This is a genomic window from Mesorhizobium sp. P2_D6 (assembly GCF_056404315.1).
In genome coordinates, this window is sequence record NZ_JBFUEG010000027.1 from 15,748 (window position 1) to 29,955 (window position 14,208).

Annotated in this window: 12 protein-coding genes; 3 read left to right on the top strand and 9 right to left on the bottom strand. The window is 60.7% G+C overall.

Annotation, left to right across the window (positions count from 1 at the left end):
* Positions 1-81: 81 nt before the first annotated feature.
* Positions 82-2,946: an ATP-binding protein gene (locus tag AC1D1L_RS31105; protein WP_477345219.1), complete on the bottom strand. Its 2,865-nt coding sequence runs from the start codon at positions 2,944-2,946 to the stop codon at positions 82-84.
* A gap of 209 nt (positions 2,947-3,155) precedes the next feature.
* Positions 3,156-4,124, bottom strand: coding sequence for an SDR family NAD(P)-dependent oxidoreductase (locus tag AC1D1L_RS31110; RefSeq protein ID WP_477345221.1), 969 nt, complete (start codon positions 4,122-4,124; stop codon positions 3,156-3,158).
* 449 nt (positions 4,125-4,573) lie between these two features.
* On the opposite strand from AC1D1L_RS31110, the gene AC1D1L_RS31115 reads away from it, so the two are divergent.
* Together AC1D1L_RS31115 and AC1D1L_RS31120 are read left to right on the top strand one after the other, a co-directional pair.
* Entirely contained in the window at positions 4,574-4,792 is a 219-nt protein-coding gene (locus tag AC1D1L_RS31115) for a hypothetical protein (protein WP_477345223.1), read from the top strand.
* Positions 4,793-4,882: 90 nt separating this feature from the next.
* Positions 4,883-5,215 carry a hypothetical protein gene (locus AC1D1L_RS31120; RefSeq protein WP_477345224.1) on the top strand — a complete coding sequence of 111 codons (333 nt, stop codon included), beginning with the start codon at positions 4,883-4,885 and terminating at the stop codon, positions 5,213-5,215.
* Here the strand turns inward: AC1D1L_RS31120 and AC1D1L_RS31125 are convergent.
* The 4 genes from AC1D1L_RS31125 to AC1D1L_RS31140 form a co-directional block, all read right to left on the bottom strand.
* The gene (locus AC1D1L_RS31125) at positions 5,212-6,078 is read right to left on the bottom strand and encodes a recombinase zinc beta ribbon domain-containing protein (RefSeq protein WP_477345226.1); all 867 of its coding nucleotides are present in this window, start codon (positions 6,076-6,078) and stop codon (positions 5,212-5,214) included. The two genes, AC1D1L_RS31120 and AC1D1L_RS31125, sit on opposite strands and share 4 nt — an antisense overlap.
* Before the next feature lie 217 nt (positions 6,079-6,295).
* Positions 6,296-6,910 carry an acyl-homoserine-lactone synthase gene (locus AC1D1L_RS31130; protein WP_477345227.1) on the bottom strand — a complete coding sequence of 205 codons (615 nt, stop codon included), beginning with the start codon at positions 6,908-6,910 and terminating at the stop codon, positions 6,296-6,298.
* Between the two features lie 66 nt (positions 6,911-6,976).
* Positions 6,977-7,705 (bottom strand): LuxR family transcriptional regulator, encoded by a 729-nt coding sequence (locus AC1D1L_RS31135; RefSeq protein ID WP_477345229.1) that lies wholly within the window; start codon positions 7,703-7,705, stop codon positions 6,977-6,979.
* 168 nt (positions 7,706-7,873) lie between these two features.
* Positions 7,874-8,140 (bottom strand): helix-turn-helix domain-containing protein, encoded by a 267-nt coding sequence (locus tag AC1D1L_RS31140; protein WP_477345231.1) that lies wholly within the window; start codon positions 8,138-8,140, stop codon positions 7,874-7,876.
* Positions 8,141-8,342: 202 nt separating this feature from the next.
* Between AC1D1L_RS31140 and AC1D1L_RS31145 the strand changes: the two genes are divergently transcribed.
* Complete coding sequence (locus AC1D1L_RS31145; RefSeq protein ID WP_477345269.1) at positions 8,343-9,605, top strand: threonine synthase; 1,263 nt, start codon at positions 8,343-8,345, stop codon at positions 9,603-9,605.
* On the opposite strand, the gene AC1D1L_RS31150 is transcribed toward AC1D1L_RS31145, so the two are convergent.
* The 3 genes from AC1D1L_RS31150 to AC1D1L_RS31160 form a co-directional block, all read right to left on the bottom strand.
* Positions 9,600-10,673: a PLP-dependent cysteine synthase family protein gene (locus AC1D1L_RS31150; protein WP_477345233.1), complete on the bottom strand. Its 1,074-nt coding sequence runs from the start codon at positions 10,671-10,673 to the stop codon at positions 9,600-9,602. The genes AC1D1L_RS31145 and AC1D1L_RS31150 overlap by 6 nt on opposite strands.
* Positions 10,667-11,545, bottom strand: a complete 879-nt coding sequence (locus AC1D1L_RS31155) for a GHMP family kinase ATP-binding protein (protein WP_477345235.1) — start codon at positions 11,543-11,545, stop codon at positions 10,667-10,669. Before AC1D1L_RS31155 ends, AC1D1L_RS31150 begins: the two co-directional genes overlap by 7 nt.
* 146 nt (positions 11,546-11,691) lie before the next feature.
* A complete protein-coding gene (locus AC1D1L_RS31160; protein ID WP_477345237.1) occupies positions 11,692-14,109 on the bottom strand; it encodes a transketolase in 2,418 nt (805 codons plus the stop codon).
* Positions 14,110-14,208: the final 99 nt, after the last annotated feature.

A 14,208-nucleotide genomic window follows, 5' to 3' on the forward strand; every position in this document is an offset into this window, starting at 1 on the left:
GCTGCGCGATTTCAAGCCAGTGAATCGTCGTGAAATCTTGTGACGGCTGCGACCACTGACGCGCGGTACCGCGCGGAAAGGTCAGGAAACCCCGTCCAAAAGAGCCTTTGCCGCCACCATGTCGGCCGTGTCGAAGCCTTCAGTGAACCGATAGTAGACCGCGGCCAGTCGTGTAAGCGCGCGATCGGTATCTCCCCGGTCACGCAACAACTTCGTCAAACTCGTTGTCGTCCGGAGCTCCCAGGAAAGCGCGTCCTGTCTAGCCGCCACGTCGAGCGAATGGAAATAGCATCGTTGGACGCTCCCGAGGTCCTCGCCGCCGCGCAAAAGGACATCCCCCTTCAGGCGATAGAGCTCTGCAACGCACCAGAGCTCCTCCTTCTCCTCGCTGGCGCTGATCGCCGACTCCACCAGCGACCGGGCCTCGATGTGTTGGCCAAGGGAGGACAGGCCCTCGGCCAGAAAGCCGAGAAACCTGACGGTGTAAAGGTTGAAGAGTTTCACCTGAGGAAGTTCAGCCAACCCCTTTCGGAGAAGGGGAATGCCGCTCTCGGCAAGCCCTCGCTGGATCAGAAGCACCGCCTTCCAGCAGCGACCGAACACCTCCCATGGTCCGAGCGCGTTCGTCTGTGCCAAATGGAGTAGCTCGGTGACAGCCGAATCTGCCGCCGCTAGGTCGCCGACATGAACAAGAACCGGGCATGACCAGCGAGCCAGGGCTTCACACAACGAGATTGCGTGGCCCGATTCCCGCGCGGCTGCGACGGCGGTGTTGACCGCCTTGACGGCCTGATCAGGAAGGCCCTGCATCCAAAGGAGTTGGGCGGGTTGGATTCGAGCCGAAACCGATTGGCCGAATCTGAAACGAACTGAGGTCGCGGAGGCGGTTTCAGCAGAGACATCGTGGGCCAACATCAGATCGGCGTGACGGCGGGCGCCACGGAAGTCACCCATGCAAAATAGGGTCATACTGAGCATCCGGTCACCGATGAACCGATCGAGTTCGCTTTGGGCGAGTGCCATGAACCGTTCGGCGTTTCCCAGCGACAGCCTGTACTCACCCATGCCGACTTGTGCGACCCACAAGCCCCAAAGAGCCTCAGCTTGAGCGTCGACATCCCCCAACTGCTCCGATATCTCCAACGCCTTGGTGAAAGCGGCCGGAGCTTGTGGCGCGAAGCCGATTTTGAATGCTTGAGAGAGCCCCAGCGCTCTGTAGAGCTGCATTATCTGACGAGCATACGCGTTTCTTCGCTTTCCCGGACCGATGCCCAGCAGCGCGCGCTGGACGCTGGTCAGGCATTCGTCGACCAGAGAAAGCTGATACCACATCGGAATGGCGGCGACGGTAACCGCTAGTCCAACCTCTGGATCGCCATGATCCGAGTACGCCCAGTCCAAGGCGAAGCGTATGTTGTTGATGTGGGAACCATATCTCGACAGCCACTCTTCGCTCGTCAGGGTTTCCACTTCCTCCTGCGAATGTCGGAGGACATCGCACAGATAGGTCGCCAGTTGCCGAATGACTGCGTCGAGTTCCCCTTCCTCCCGAACTTTGTCCAAAATGAATGCCCGCGTTGTGTCAAGCAGACGGTATCGCGCGTCCTTGCGTTGAGCGTCGACGGCCACCAGGGATTTGGCGACGAGGTCAGCAAGATAACCTGGTATGTCGCGGTCGCGGGAGGTCGTCTCGGTTGCAATGGCAACAGCAGCTTCCCGTCCGAAGTCGCCTGCGAAGATGGCGAGCCGACGCAGCACTTTCCGCTCCTCTTTTGAAAGCGCTCCGTAGCTCCAGTCAATCATTGCAGCCAAAGTCTGATGGCGAGGAAGCGCAGTGCGCCGTCCACCGGTCAGCAACCGCAGACGATCGTTGAGAAGTTCGGCGATTCCGCGCGTGCCAAATGCCTCCACCCGCGCTGCGGCAAGCTCTATCGCAAGGGCGATTCCATCAAGCTGGCGGCATATGTGTGTGACCACGGGCGCTTCATCGTCGTCGAACGCATACCCGCTTCCGGAAGCGGTCGCCCGCTCGACGAATAAACGGATGGCGGGAAACTCCAACGCGTAGGCAGCAGTCAGACCCACCGCCGACGGCGGTGTATCGAGAGGGGGGAGCCTGTAGACGCTTTCACCCTCCACCCGCAAGGCTTCGCGGCTGGTGGCAAGAATGGTGATCTCCGGCACTTCGCGGAGCAAGGTCTCCGCCAGACGGGCGGTTGCTTCGAGAACGAGTTCGCAACTGTCGAACACGAGTAGCAAACGTTTCCCCCGAAGGTGCCCTATGAGGCTCGCAGTCGGATCACCCGATGTCTCCGGAAGGCGAAGCTGTGACGCTAGGACTGACGGGACGATTTGGGGGTTCGTTATTGGGGCGAGGTCGATGAAGCAATGGCCGTCATGTGATGACAACAATTGCTCTGCCACGCGAAGGCCGACGGTCGTCTTTCCTATGCCACCTGGGCCGACAATGGTGACCAGCCGGAACCTTTGAAACCGCCCTTCGACGGTCTTGATGGCTTCCTCACGTCCGATAGGTCGAGTCAGCTGTTTTGGGAGGTTGTTCGGGGCCGTTGTATTCACGGCCTCGTGCTCAACACGAGAGTGGGTCAGAGGAGCAATGAACCGATAGCCCCTTGATGGAACGGCGACGATGTATCGCGTAGCGGCTTGATCCTCACCGAGCACCCTGCGGAGCAATGCGATCTGCGCTCGAAGGTTCGACTCCTCCACTCTGGCATTGGGCCAGGCTCGCGCGGTCAATTGATCCTTCGTTACCAGTTCTCCCGGTCTCTCGGTCAACGTGATGAGTAGTTCGAGCGCTCGGGACCCGATCGTGACAGGTTCATTGTTTTTGAGCAGAAGATGTCGCCCCGGATAGAGCAGGAATGAGCCAAAGGCGAGCGCCACGTCTGCCGCGGTTGCCTTCGGGGAAGCTTGCTCTTGCATACCTACCCATCCCTGGTAACGGAGCCTTATCTTCCGGAGTATAGATTGATGCTGGGAAGGAGATCGAGTCTCCCATTCAGGTTACTGACGACGGTGCGGTCGACTCACCTTCGAAGTAATAGCCGATCTCCCAGTCAGTGGGCGTCCATCCAGTTCGGCGGCCTTGATACCTGACTGCCCTTACGCGCGGACTTCCAAGGGTCGGCGCCTTAGTTTCTTGCGATGTCCAGCCCAGTCAACCTTGCGCTCACGCGCCACAACCTCTCAGCCATCTCGGGGTCGATCGCATACGGGCGCACTCCAAATCCCTCATTGGGCTCTATGCGTGCGACGTCACAATTCTCGCAATAGACCCCGCCTATCGTGTCCAACACCGGAGCGGTGGCGGCCCAGACTGTCGTCGCCGCGCCTTGTTTCACGGTTTTCAAATCCCTCGCGGGATCGATTATGGTGGACCCGTCTGAAGCGACAGCACCAACTGCGTCGAATTCGGACCGGGTCAGATGACGTATCCCGGGCGTCATTATCATCCCGGGGTGCACGGAGAAAGCGCTGACCCCGTGATGGCGTCCGCGCCTGTCGAGCGCAACTGCGAAAAGGGCGTTCGCAGTTTTTGATTGACCATAGGCGGTCCATTTATCGTACGGACGTCGTACAAAATCGAGATCGTCGAGATTAACATCGCACAGCTGATGGGCTCGAGACGAAAGAACAACCACTCGAGATTTTCCAGCCGCAAGTAAGGCTGGCCACAGTAGCGCCGTCAGCCGAAAGTGTCCGAGGTAGTTTGTGGCGAAGTTACCCTCGCGACCTTCTCCGTCGCGAAACAGCGGCCTCGCCATCACGCCCGCATTTAAGACCAGAAGGTCAAGCCGCCTGTGTCGCTCGAGAAAGTCCGCGGCGAAGGTCTTGATAGAGATTTGATTGATCAGGTTTATAGGCCACACCTCTACCCCGCCAATTCCCATTAAAGCGGCGTGGGCGGCTATAGGGTCAATCGCGGTTACGCTGATGCTAGCGCCGCATGCTGCAAGCACTCTGACAGTCTCCAAGCCCAGCCCGGAAGAACCACCTGTTACCAATGCAACCTGCCCGGTAAGGTCCACGCCCCGAGCCACTTCCTCCGCCGTCACCGAAAGCCCAAACGGGGTATAGAGCGGAGTCTGCCATTCGCACATTTTGCTCCCCAGCGGTTCCCGTAAGAATGCTCGGCACACAAACCCACTAGTAGTTTTCTTAGGATCTGTCGTCAAAGCACGCTTAGACCGTCACCAGGGTGCAACAGGTCCGACTGGATGTGATAACTGTAGGGGCCTTTCCGACACCATCTCGTCGTTATCCGACCGTCGCTGCTACTACCAGAACTGCCAATAGCGGTCACCGGACTGGCCGATTAATTGCTCCTCAGTTTTGGGCCAGCCAATCGCGCGGGTCAGGAAATCGAGCAGACAAGAAACGACATACGTCCGCTTTCAGGAAGAGCTCAAGCCTGCTCGACCGTCCGAGATTGGGCGCAAAGCGGTCGTCCCGAGCGTGGTCTTCGACTGTTCCAAAAGCGGACCTTGATTACCCAGATTTCAGAGAAGGTTAGTTTCGGGTTCGTGTCCCTCTACCATCTCAAACCACTATGCAACCTACTGGGTTCGGCGACGCGCTGGCTGCCGACCGTCTGCAGCTCGGCTCGATACCGCTGACGGGGGCAGAGCTGTTCGAGGATGGCCGCCTGCACGTCGCTCGGCGCTGCAGGGTGACGGTCTTGCCCGGTACCAGTGGCGCCGCCCGTGGCGATTCCGCCAAGCGCAAGGGGAGCGCGACGGCGGCGCCTGCGGAGTTGAGGCCGATTTGACCTACAGTCATCGTGCATCCGCCTTGTTTCCTGTAATCTGTAGAAATGGTGGAAGCTTTCCGATAAGCGGGAATTTGAAAGGGCACAGAGGTGCTGGGCTACATTCGTGACAACATCTTCCTCATTATTGCGTTCGCGATCGGATTTGGGATCGCCGTTTTCAGCGTATTCAAGCCCTGGAAGGGCGGATTGTGGAATTATCCATCCGACCCTGTAGAGCAGAGGAGATTAGCGGTAAGCGTTGTCGCGTCATTTGTTGGGATGCTCTTCAATGATGCTGCACATTTACACGCGAAGATAACAACTCGCCTTCCTGCTGAGCAGGCGTCTGGACGCACGGCGTGCGCACCAGGAAGAAAACGCGAAGGCCAACAACGGCAGCGATTGCGTGGTCTTCAAAACGCAAAAAACCGCCCCGGTTAGACCGGGACGGTAATTGATTTATGATAGAATTGGTTGCGGGGACCCGCAACCCCTTTTGTCATAACATCGTCGGACTTTTGATTTTGGTCGGGTTTGGCGAATTCCAGGATGCCGAACAACTCGCCGCGTAGCTCGGCATGGACCTCGCCGCGCTTGACGCCGGGCGTGAGGACGATCTCGCCTATCAATGAGCGCAACGCCTCGGCGGCCTGGCGTCCGTCCTCGTGGTCGGCTAGCGATTGCGTAAACTGTTCGACCCTCTTCTTATAAAGAGTGGCTATGTTGGGATGCAGGTCGGGCACGTCTGTGGGCGCCACTGCCCGACGCGCGGTGATCTCTGCCTTCTGCCTCTCCAGGTCTTCCATTCTCGCTTTCATCGAAGGTTGGTACAGGCCATCCTCGATCGCGGTTATAATGCCGGCGATGGCGCGCTCGATCTTGTCGAGCGCCTTGCGGTCCTGTTCGCCTTGCGCGCGACGCTCCTGGTTAAGGCGATTGGTCTCCTGGGCATAGGCTCTGATTGCCTCGCCCACGGCATCGGCCGAGACGAGCCTTTCTTTTAGGCCTGCGAGGACGCGCTGCTCGATCTTCTCGCGGGTGATGGTGCCATTGTCGCAGATGCCGCGGCGCTGGTGGTTGAGGCAGGCGTAACGGTCGCGTGTGAACAGGCCATAGCGCCCGCCGCAGCCGCCGCAGGTGAGCAGGCCGGAAAGCAGGGAGACCGGCCGCCTCATGGTGTGCAGCTTTCTCGCGCGGGCCTTGCGCGTGGCGATCGCCACCTGGCTGAACCGGCGCAGGGTCATGTCGTCGATCAACCGCTGACGCAGGGGGCTGATCGGTGCATCGAGAACAGGATAGGGCATGGTCAGGCTCCTTGTTGAAGAAGCCCGTGATGCTCTGCCGCTGCCGAACCACCCTCAATGCGAGCGCGACGTCCGGCTCGTGATCTCTACCTCACCACACGCGCCCATCCCGCGCAGCGGGTTCGTTCTCCGGCCCAAAATGGTCGTCGAATAGTTCTACAATTCGCGATCAATTGGCGGTCTCCGGCTGGCGAACTTCAGCTGGCGATGGGCTAGTCTAGATCTTGTCGGCAAGTAGGACGCCGCCGATGCCGTAGGCGCGGCGCGTCTGTTCAACAGCCTCTGGCGTGACATCGATCAGCAGCGCGATGATGTCGCCGTCGGGATGTTCGAGAACTTCACCGAGCTCGATCAGCGTCCAGCCAAGCGCGCGCAGCCGTTTTGGCCAGAATGTCTCGCACACCACGCTGATCTGTCGAATCCCCAAGCTTTGCGCGGTCTCGAGCAGACCGCAAAGAACCAAGCCAGCGATCGGCGACGGGGCGCCTTGCGTGCGAAGCGATGGAACGACGAAGAAACGCGTCCATTCGAAGATTTCAGCTGCTCTGGGAGGCCTGCCGCGGGCGAGACCCGGGAAGACCTCGCTCATGAGATGCGGCTCCAGCGTCGGCACGAGACGGGAACCGCCTATGATCTTGCCGTTGGTGTCAAGCGCCAGAACATAAAGCGTATGCTCGTTGTCGAAGGCGTCGATCTCGATGTTGATGGGCCGTGCGACGGCGCGCCAACGCCTCTGCTTGACGTAAATCTCGTACCGTATCCGAAAGTAGCGCTCCAGTACTTTCCTGTAGTGCTTCCTGTTATCCCAAGTGACCAGATGTATACGAACCATGACGCCTCCAGGCGGAGGGTCGTAGGAAAACGGACTTGCCGTACGTATGACGGTATTCAGGTATTGCTAAATCTGGATTTCCTGCCGTCGCAGCGCCTTGACGATGGCGTGCGCGACATTGATCGCGTCGAGCTTTGCTCGAATGTTGCGCTGATGGCTTTCAACCGTGTTCCTGGTAACACCGAGGATACAAGCGATGTCATCGGTGGATTTGCCTTGCGCGCTCCACTCCAGGAGTTCGCGTTCACGCGCCGTCAAGGGCGTGGGCTCATCGCCATCGCCCGGTGTTCCCAGCCCTGAGAGGCTTCGAAAGGTATGCGCGCAAAGCGTCTCGATAAGGGGCATGGCGCTTGCCGGAACTTCGATCTGGTCACTTGCCATCGTGACGACGCCTGGCCCGGCCAATGGAAGATGAATCGGGACGCAGATGCCTTCTTTCATCCCGAACTCGGCCGCCTCGTGCATGACGAGCTTCGCGCGTGGAACCAGCCTTGCGGTCGGCAGCTCGCCCCAGCGGAAAGGCTGGGGCGAGTGCCGACACTGGGCGACACAAGGATCGTACAAAAAATATTCCTCGGTGACGTAGCGACGATGCCATTCAGGAGACCAGCCATCGGCAAGAATTTCACGCTGCCAGTCCGTACCGTGCGGCACAGGCAGTCCGGTGATCAGAAAATTACGCAATCCATAGCGCTCCATGGCGAAGCGGAACTCCTGAAGGATTGCATCGGCCGACCGCGCAGTATCGATCCTTGTGATCGCCGCAAAAAGGTCGACAACAGTTTCGTTCTCCATTGGCAGACCTCAACCACAGTCAGGCCCTACCCCGCGGAACAACCTATGGCTGTCTAGACACGATCTTCAATAGGACACGCATCGAATGTACACTGAAGGAGTCAATCACGTGTCACAACGAAGAGATAAGTGAAAATCTGGTCAGCAATGCATTGTGGGAGTGTGGCTTCAATCGGTCGACTTTGAAGCGGCCGGTTTCGTAACCCGAATAGCTCGCTTATTTGCCGCGCTTGCTGAAACCAACTCTTGTGGCTCGACATTCAACGCCTTGGCCAAAATCTCGACTGTATCCAGCGTGGCGTTGCGCCGCCCGGCCTCGACGCTGCTGATATAGGCGCGCGTGCGGCCCGAAACGAAAGACAACTGCTCCTGCGAGAGTTTTCTTTCTCTGCGAAGCCGCTGCACGTTCAGGCCAAAAACGCCGCGAAGTTTCATCGAACAACGGATGCTACGGCGCGCACTATGGTGCGACACACTATAGTGCACATTCCGCATTGACAGCCGTGCTGTTGGCTGTTTGAACCAACAAGCGAATTCATCGTTTTCCGGACAAGGAATAGCCATGACGAGCCGGCCGTTTCGCGACCTCGCGCACGACGTGTCCGCGCATTCCTCAGGCGAGGTTAGCCGTCCCGGTATGGACACAAGCCAGGTCCTGGAACTCGTCTGCATCCGATGCGGCGCTTCCTACCCCGCCGATGTCACAATCGACTCCAAAGGATGCGCGCGGTGCCAAGACACCGCGCCGGCAAATCTTCGCCCGGTCTATGCGGCCCCGCGGTCTCCCCTCTTGGCCGGCGCCACCAGTTCGCGCTCGCTGTGGCGTTTTGCGCATATGCTGCCTTGTACAGAAGCGGAGGCGGTGAGCCTCGGCGAGGGGCTGACACCATTGCTGGCCGCGCCGCGCATCGGTGCGTTTCTCGGCGTGCCGGATCTTGCAATCAAGGACGAAGGCCGGAACCCGACCTGGTCGCACAAGGACCGCTTCTCGACCATCGCGGTCAGCGTGGCGCGCGCGCGCGGCGCGAGAATTGTCGCCACCGCCTCATCGGGAAACGCCGGCGCTTCGCTGGCGGCCTACGCTGCCCGCGCGGGGTTGAAATGCATCGTCACCACTTTCGCGGGATCGGCCGGCGCGATGCTGGCGCAGATCCGCAAATACGGCGCGACGGTCCTGCCCTTGGTCAGCAAAATGGACCGATGGTCGCTGCTTGAACAGGCAGCGGCCCGTTACGACTGGTTCATCGCATCGCCCTATCACGGTCCGGTCGTCGGCAGCCATCCACTCGGCATCGAAGGCTATAAGACGATCGCCTATGAGATCGTCGAGCAATCAGATGGCACGGCGCCGGACTGGTGCGTCCTGCCGGTCTGCTACGGCGATGCCCTGTCCGGTGTGTGGGCCGGCTTTTGCGAGTTGTTCGCGCAAGGGTCGATCACGCGCCTGCCTCGTCTCGTCGCAGCGGAGGTGCATGGGTCGCTGGCGGACGCTCTGGCCAGCGGCGCCGATGCGTTGAGTGAACGCAAAATGCTTTTCGACAGCTTGGCCGTATCGATCGGAACGCCGCGCAGCACCTTTCAGGCGCTGAAGGCCCTGCGCGAATCCGGCGGGCACGCCGTCCCCGTCAGCAATCACGGCCTAATCGCGATGCAGGAGCGCCTTGCGCGGGACGAAGGGATCTTTGCCGAACTGGCGTCGGTCACGCCACTGATGGCGATATCGACATTGAAGGCCCAAGGTGTCATCGCAGCCACGGACCGTGTCGTGGCCGTCGTGACAGCCAGCGGTCTCAAGGACCTGGATCGGTCCGCGGGATTGAACGAACACGATCAGGTCTTCCAGACGACGGACGATGCCTGGCGCTGGCTCGACAAAAACGGGCTGGATCTCGTTTCATAGATTTTCCGCCGCACCGGCAACCGGTGGCACTTCGCTTGCTTCGCACGTGTTCAGCACATCGTCGAGACTGCGACGCAGCCAAAGAAAGCGCGTCCATTGCGTTTCTGCGGCCGGTGCGATGGTGGTCAGCGTCCTTGGCTCGGACAGTTCCTTGCAGGGCCAGCCAGGCAGCGCGCTGAGCCATTCGTCATTGTAGACAGTCTCGGCATGGCGATGGCCTTCGTCAGGCATGATGACCGTCACTTGCGCATCCGGAAGGGTCGTTGCAACCCATTGTGCCACCAACGCGGCGGCGCCGCTGGTCGGCCCCATGAAGAGGCCGTGCTCGCGCAGCAAACGATGCGCGGTCATGTAAGCCGGATAGGCGCCAACCCAATGGATCTCGTCGACAAGCTCATGCCTGACATTTTTAGGAAGCACGCTGTTGCCCAGGCCCCGGAGCATGCGTTTGCCGACGGGCTGTCCGAACAGGATGCTGCAATGGGTATCGACGGCAAACACCGTCAGATGCGGAAAGACCGTTCGCAAAAAGGACGCGGTGCCGCATAGCGAGCCGCCCGTACCGACGCAGCCGACGAGGCAGTCAACCTTGCCCATTGCCCGGATGAAAAGTTCGGCCAGCCGCGCATAGGCAAGCCAGTTGCCCGGACTGTCGTATTGGCGGGTCCAGAAGCCGTCCGGCTCGTTGGCCAGGATTTCCTGGAGGCGCTCCAGCCGGCCAGGCTGATTGCCGTCGCCGCGCGGATCGTCAAGGGCGATGACCGTGGCGCCGATGCGCTCCAGGCGGGCTTTGTATTTGGCATCGATCAGCGTTGAAGCGGTGACGAGCGTAAGGCGATAGTCACGCGCCGCCGCCAGCAGCGCGACCGCCATGCCGAACGTGCCCGACGTCGTCTCGACAATGTGGGAGCCTGCCTTCAGTTCGCCATCCGACGCTGCTCGATCCAGAATGTGGCGAGCCGGCATCAGCTTCATCAGCGGAAACGCCGCGGCCACGAGATTTGGCGCCAGGCGCGCAAGGCGCGGGGTCTCAAGGTCCCTGAAATAGTCCACGTCGAGGGTCACCATGTCCAGCCCTCCGCATTGACCAGATGGACCTCGACATCCTTGAAGCCGGCACGTCTTATCTGCTGCGCGACCAGGGCCGCCCGTCGCTTCAGATTCGATGCGAAAAGGTCGAAAATCAGGCCGAACAACGAGCCGCTATGAGCGACTTGCACCCCGCACGCCCCGGCTCGCCGGGCGATTTCGGCGATCTCGCCGAAGCCCTGTTTCGGCAAGTACCGTTGACTGATCAGGGCACTGGCCGAGGCGGCGCGTCCAAGAAGATAGGGATCCTGGAGGCGAACCGCCCGCGCCACCAGCGCCCTAAGCACGCCGAATTCCTGGATTTCGGCACTATCGTAGCGTGCGGGCGGCAGCTGCAATGTGTCGACCGGGACCCCGCCATTTGCCTTGAAGCCGACCAACAGCAGCGGCGGCAGGGAGCCTCCGAAATTCTCGATAACCGTGCCTTCTCGTTGCGCGAAAAGCACTGCGTGATCGTCGAACGCGATCGCGTCGCTGGCGCGCTCGGCAGCCACCGCCAGACGCCCGATGCTTGACGGTCGCAGTTGGACGTCAACGGCTGCGGCGACAGCACGAATGGAAGCGACAACGTCAGCCGTCGATGAGCCGTAGCCGTGCCCCACCGGAATTGCGCTTTGAAGTGTCAGCTGGCCGCCGCCGGTGACGTTCAAGAAATCGAGCGTGAGCCGCGCGGCTGCCGACGCCTTGACCTTATGATCGGGGTGGACAACGACCGCATCTGCGTCGCTGCTGGCAAAGCGTGCCTCCGACCTCAAGCCGGCAATTGGCAGCGTCACGAGCCCGCGATGAAGGCGCCCGTCATTATCCTTGAAGACGCCCTGGATGAGTTCGCCGTGATGCGCAATCGCCACCGCCGTTCCAACCGGCGACCGCAGCGCTTCACTGCCCCTGAGATCGCCGGCCTCAACCATTTTCATCTCCCCGCGCTTTTAGCCACGCGGGAAGATGGCGCCGACCATTGGCAGCCGCCCTCAAGGAATTCCGGTATTGACGGCCCCTATCGAGTGAGCCGGCCGTGAGGCGATGCTGGGGGATTGTCAGGCGGGCCAAGGTGCCTCAGCGGCCGGCCGGCCGACACCGATTGCACGGCGGCCATGATACCTTGCGCATCGATCCCATAATGCCGATAGAGATCCGCGATCGTACCGGTCTGGCCGAAATGCTCGACGCCGAGCGCGCGCGTACGGTGGCCATGGACCGACCCCAGCCAGGCGAGCGTGGCGGGATGCCCGTCCAGCACCGTCACGATGGCGCATGAGGCCGGGAGGCCGGCCAACAGGCGCTCGACATGACTGCTGGCGTGCGGATGGCCATACTGGCGCGCCCGCGCCGCGGCCGACCAGCCGGCGTTCAGCCGATCGGCCGAGGTCACGGCAAGAAGCCCAACATCGCGCCGGTCACCGGCCATCAGCCCCAATGCCTGGACCGCCTCCGGCGCGACAGCTCCCGAATAGGCGATCACCACAGCGGCATTCGGGCCGGGTTTGCGCAACCAGTAGGCGCCATCGACGATGTCGCGCGCCAGCGGATCCCCGGTCTGGCGTGTCGGCTGCTCGATCAGCCGCGTCGAGAGCCTGAGGTAGACCGAACCTCCAGTCTGATCGCGCAGCCAGCTATGGTCATCGGGCTCGGCCTCGCCGGAGCGCTGGATGTAGTCGAATGCCCAACGCAGGATGACTGCCAGCTCATCGACATAGGCCGGCTCGAATGTTGCCAGGCCGTCCTGCGCCATGCCAATCAGCGGCGTGGCGATCGACTGATGTGCTCCGCCCTCGGGCGCCAGCGTCACGCCGGAGGGTGTTGCCGCCAGGATAAAGCGAGCGTCCTGATAGCAAGCATAGTTGAGCGCATCGAGGCCACGCTCGATAAACGGGTCGTAGAGCGTTCCCACCGGAAGCAGGCGCTCGCCGTGAAGCGAGTGCGACAAGCCCAGCGCAGACAGCATCGTGAAGAGGTTCATCTCCGAGATGCCCAGTTCGAAATGCTGTCCCGACGGCGAAAACGTCCAGTTGAAGGTAGAGGGAATGCGCTCTTCACGAAAAATGTCCGCCTGGTCGCCGCGCGCGAACAGACCCCGCCTGTTTACCCAAGCGCCAAGATTCGTCGAGACAGTAACGTCCGGAGAAGTGGTGACGACACGCTTTGCAAAATCACTGTCCGACTTGGCGATCTCGTGCATCAGAAGGCCGAAACCCTGCTGTGTCGACATGGAGGCCTGTGCGCCCCAGGTGATCTGTGCCGGCACGGGTACGGCTGGGGATTTGTGGCGACGGGTAGCTGGCTGCGCGAAAGGCGACAACGCCAGATAGGACAGGATCGCGGCCTCATCATATGCAAGGCCCTCGAACATCTCCCATTCACGCCCCTCGCGGACGCCCATGCCTTGCCGCAGCGTGTCGACTTGCGCCGGCGTCATCAATCCTGCATGGTTGTCTTTGTGGCCGGCGAGCGGCAGGCCGAATCCTTTGATCGTATAGGCGATGAAGCAGGTCGGACGATCATGCCCGCGCGCTTCCTCGAAGGCATCGATGATGCTCGCCAGATCATGGCCGCCGAGATTTGCCATCAGGGCGGCAAGGTCTTGGTCGCTGCGCTTCTCGATCAGGCGGGTGACTGGTCCCTGATCACCGAGGTCGTCCAGAAGGCGCCTGCGCCATGCAGCGCCGCCCTGGAAGGTCAGCGCGGAATAGAGCTGATTGGGGCATGCATCGATCCAGGACCGCAGCTTTTCGCCACCCTCTTCCTCGAAGGCGGCCTGTTGCAATGTCCCATGTTTCAGGATCACCACGTCCCAGCCGAAATTGCGAAAGATGGACTCGAAGCGCTGCCACAGGCCTTCCCGCACCACCGCATCAAGGCTCTGCCTGTTGTAGTCGACGACCCACCAGGTGTTGCGCAGGCCGTGCTTCCAGCCTTCGAGAAGAGCCTCGAAGATATTGCCTTCATCCATCTCAGCGTCGCCGAGAAGGGCGACCATCCGGCCTTCCGGCCGGTCGGCATTCCAGCCTTTTGCCCTGACATAATCCTGGACCAGGGAGGAGAACAGGGTCTGCGCCACGCCCAGTCCGACCGACCCGGTCGAGAAATCGACATCGTCGATATCCTTGGTTCGAGACGGGTAGGACTGCGCGCCGCGATAGCCGCGAAAATTCTGCAGCTGCTCAAGCGTCTGCCTGCCGAACAGATACTGGATGGCATGGAAAACAGGGCTGGCATGCGGCTTGACGGCAACACGATCTTCAGGCCTGAGGATCTGGAAGTAGAGCGCCGTCATCAAGGTCGAGGCGGACGCGGACGACGCCTGATGGCCGCCGACCTTGAGGCCGTCCTCCGACCCGCGAACATGATTGGCATGATTGATCATCCAGACAGTCAGCCACAGAACCTTGCGTTCAAGCTCGGAAAGGATCGTCATCGTCGGCTCCCGTGAAATCGCGGTCTAACGATAGCGGCCAAGGTCTCTCAAAAGTGGCTATTCTTAAGCAAGGCTATCAATGATATTGGCTGATCCAGC

Bases quoted from the DNA above. Each gene is read 5' to 3' on its own strand.
- AC1D1L_RS31115 (WP_477345223.1), top strand. From the start codon at position 4,574: ATGCAACCTACTGGGTTCGGCGACGCGCTGGCTGCCGACCGTCTGCAG.
- AC1D1L_RS31135 (WP_477345229.1), bottom strand. From the start codon at position 7,705: ATGGAGAACGAAACTGTTGTCGACCTTTTTGCGGCGATCACAAGGATC.
- AC1D1L_RS31160 (WP_477345237.1), bottom strand. From the start codon at position 14,109: ATGACGATCCTTTCCGAGCTTGAACGCAAGGTTCTGTGGCTGACTGTC.
- AC1D1L_RS31130 (WP_477345227.1), bottom strand. From the start codon at position 6,910: ATGGTTCGTATACATCTGGTCACTTGGGATAACAGGAAGCACTACAGG.
- AC1D1L_RS31140 (WP_477345231.1), bottom strand. From the start codon at position 8,140: ATGAAACTTCGCGGCGTTTTTGGCCTGAACGTGCAGCGGCTTCGCAGA.
- AC1D1L_RS31125 (WP_477345226.1), bottom strand. From the start codon at position 6,078: ATGCCCTATCCTGTTCTCGATGCACCGATCAGCCCCCTGCGTCAGCGG.
- AC1D1L_RS31145 (WP_477345269.1), top strand. From the start codon at position 8,343: ATGGACACAAGCCAGGTCCTGGAACTCGTCTGCATCCGATGCGGCGCT.
- AC1D1L_RS31110 (WP_477345221.1), bottom strand. From the start codon at position 4,124: ATGTGCGAATGGCAGACTCCGCTCTATACCCCGTTTGGGCTTTCGGTG.
- AC1D1L_RS31150 (WP_477345233.1), bottom strand. From the start codon at position 10,673: ATGGTGACCCTCGACGTGGACTATTTCAGGGACCTTGAGACCCCGCGC.
- AC1D1L_RS31105 (WP_477345219.1), bottom strand. From the start codon at position 2,946: ATGCAAGAGCAAGCTTCCCCGAAGGCAACCGCGGCAGACGTGGCGCTC.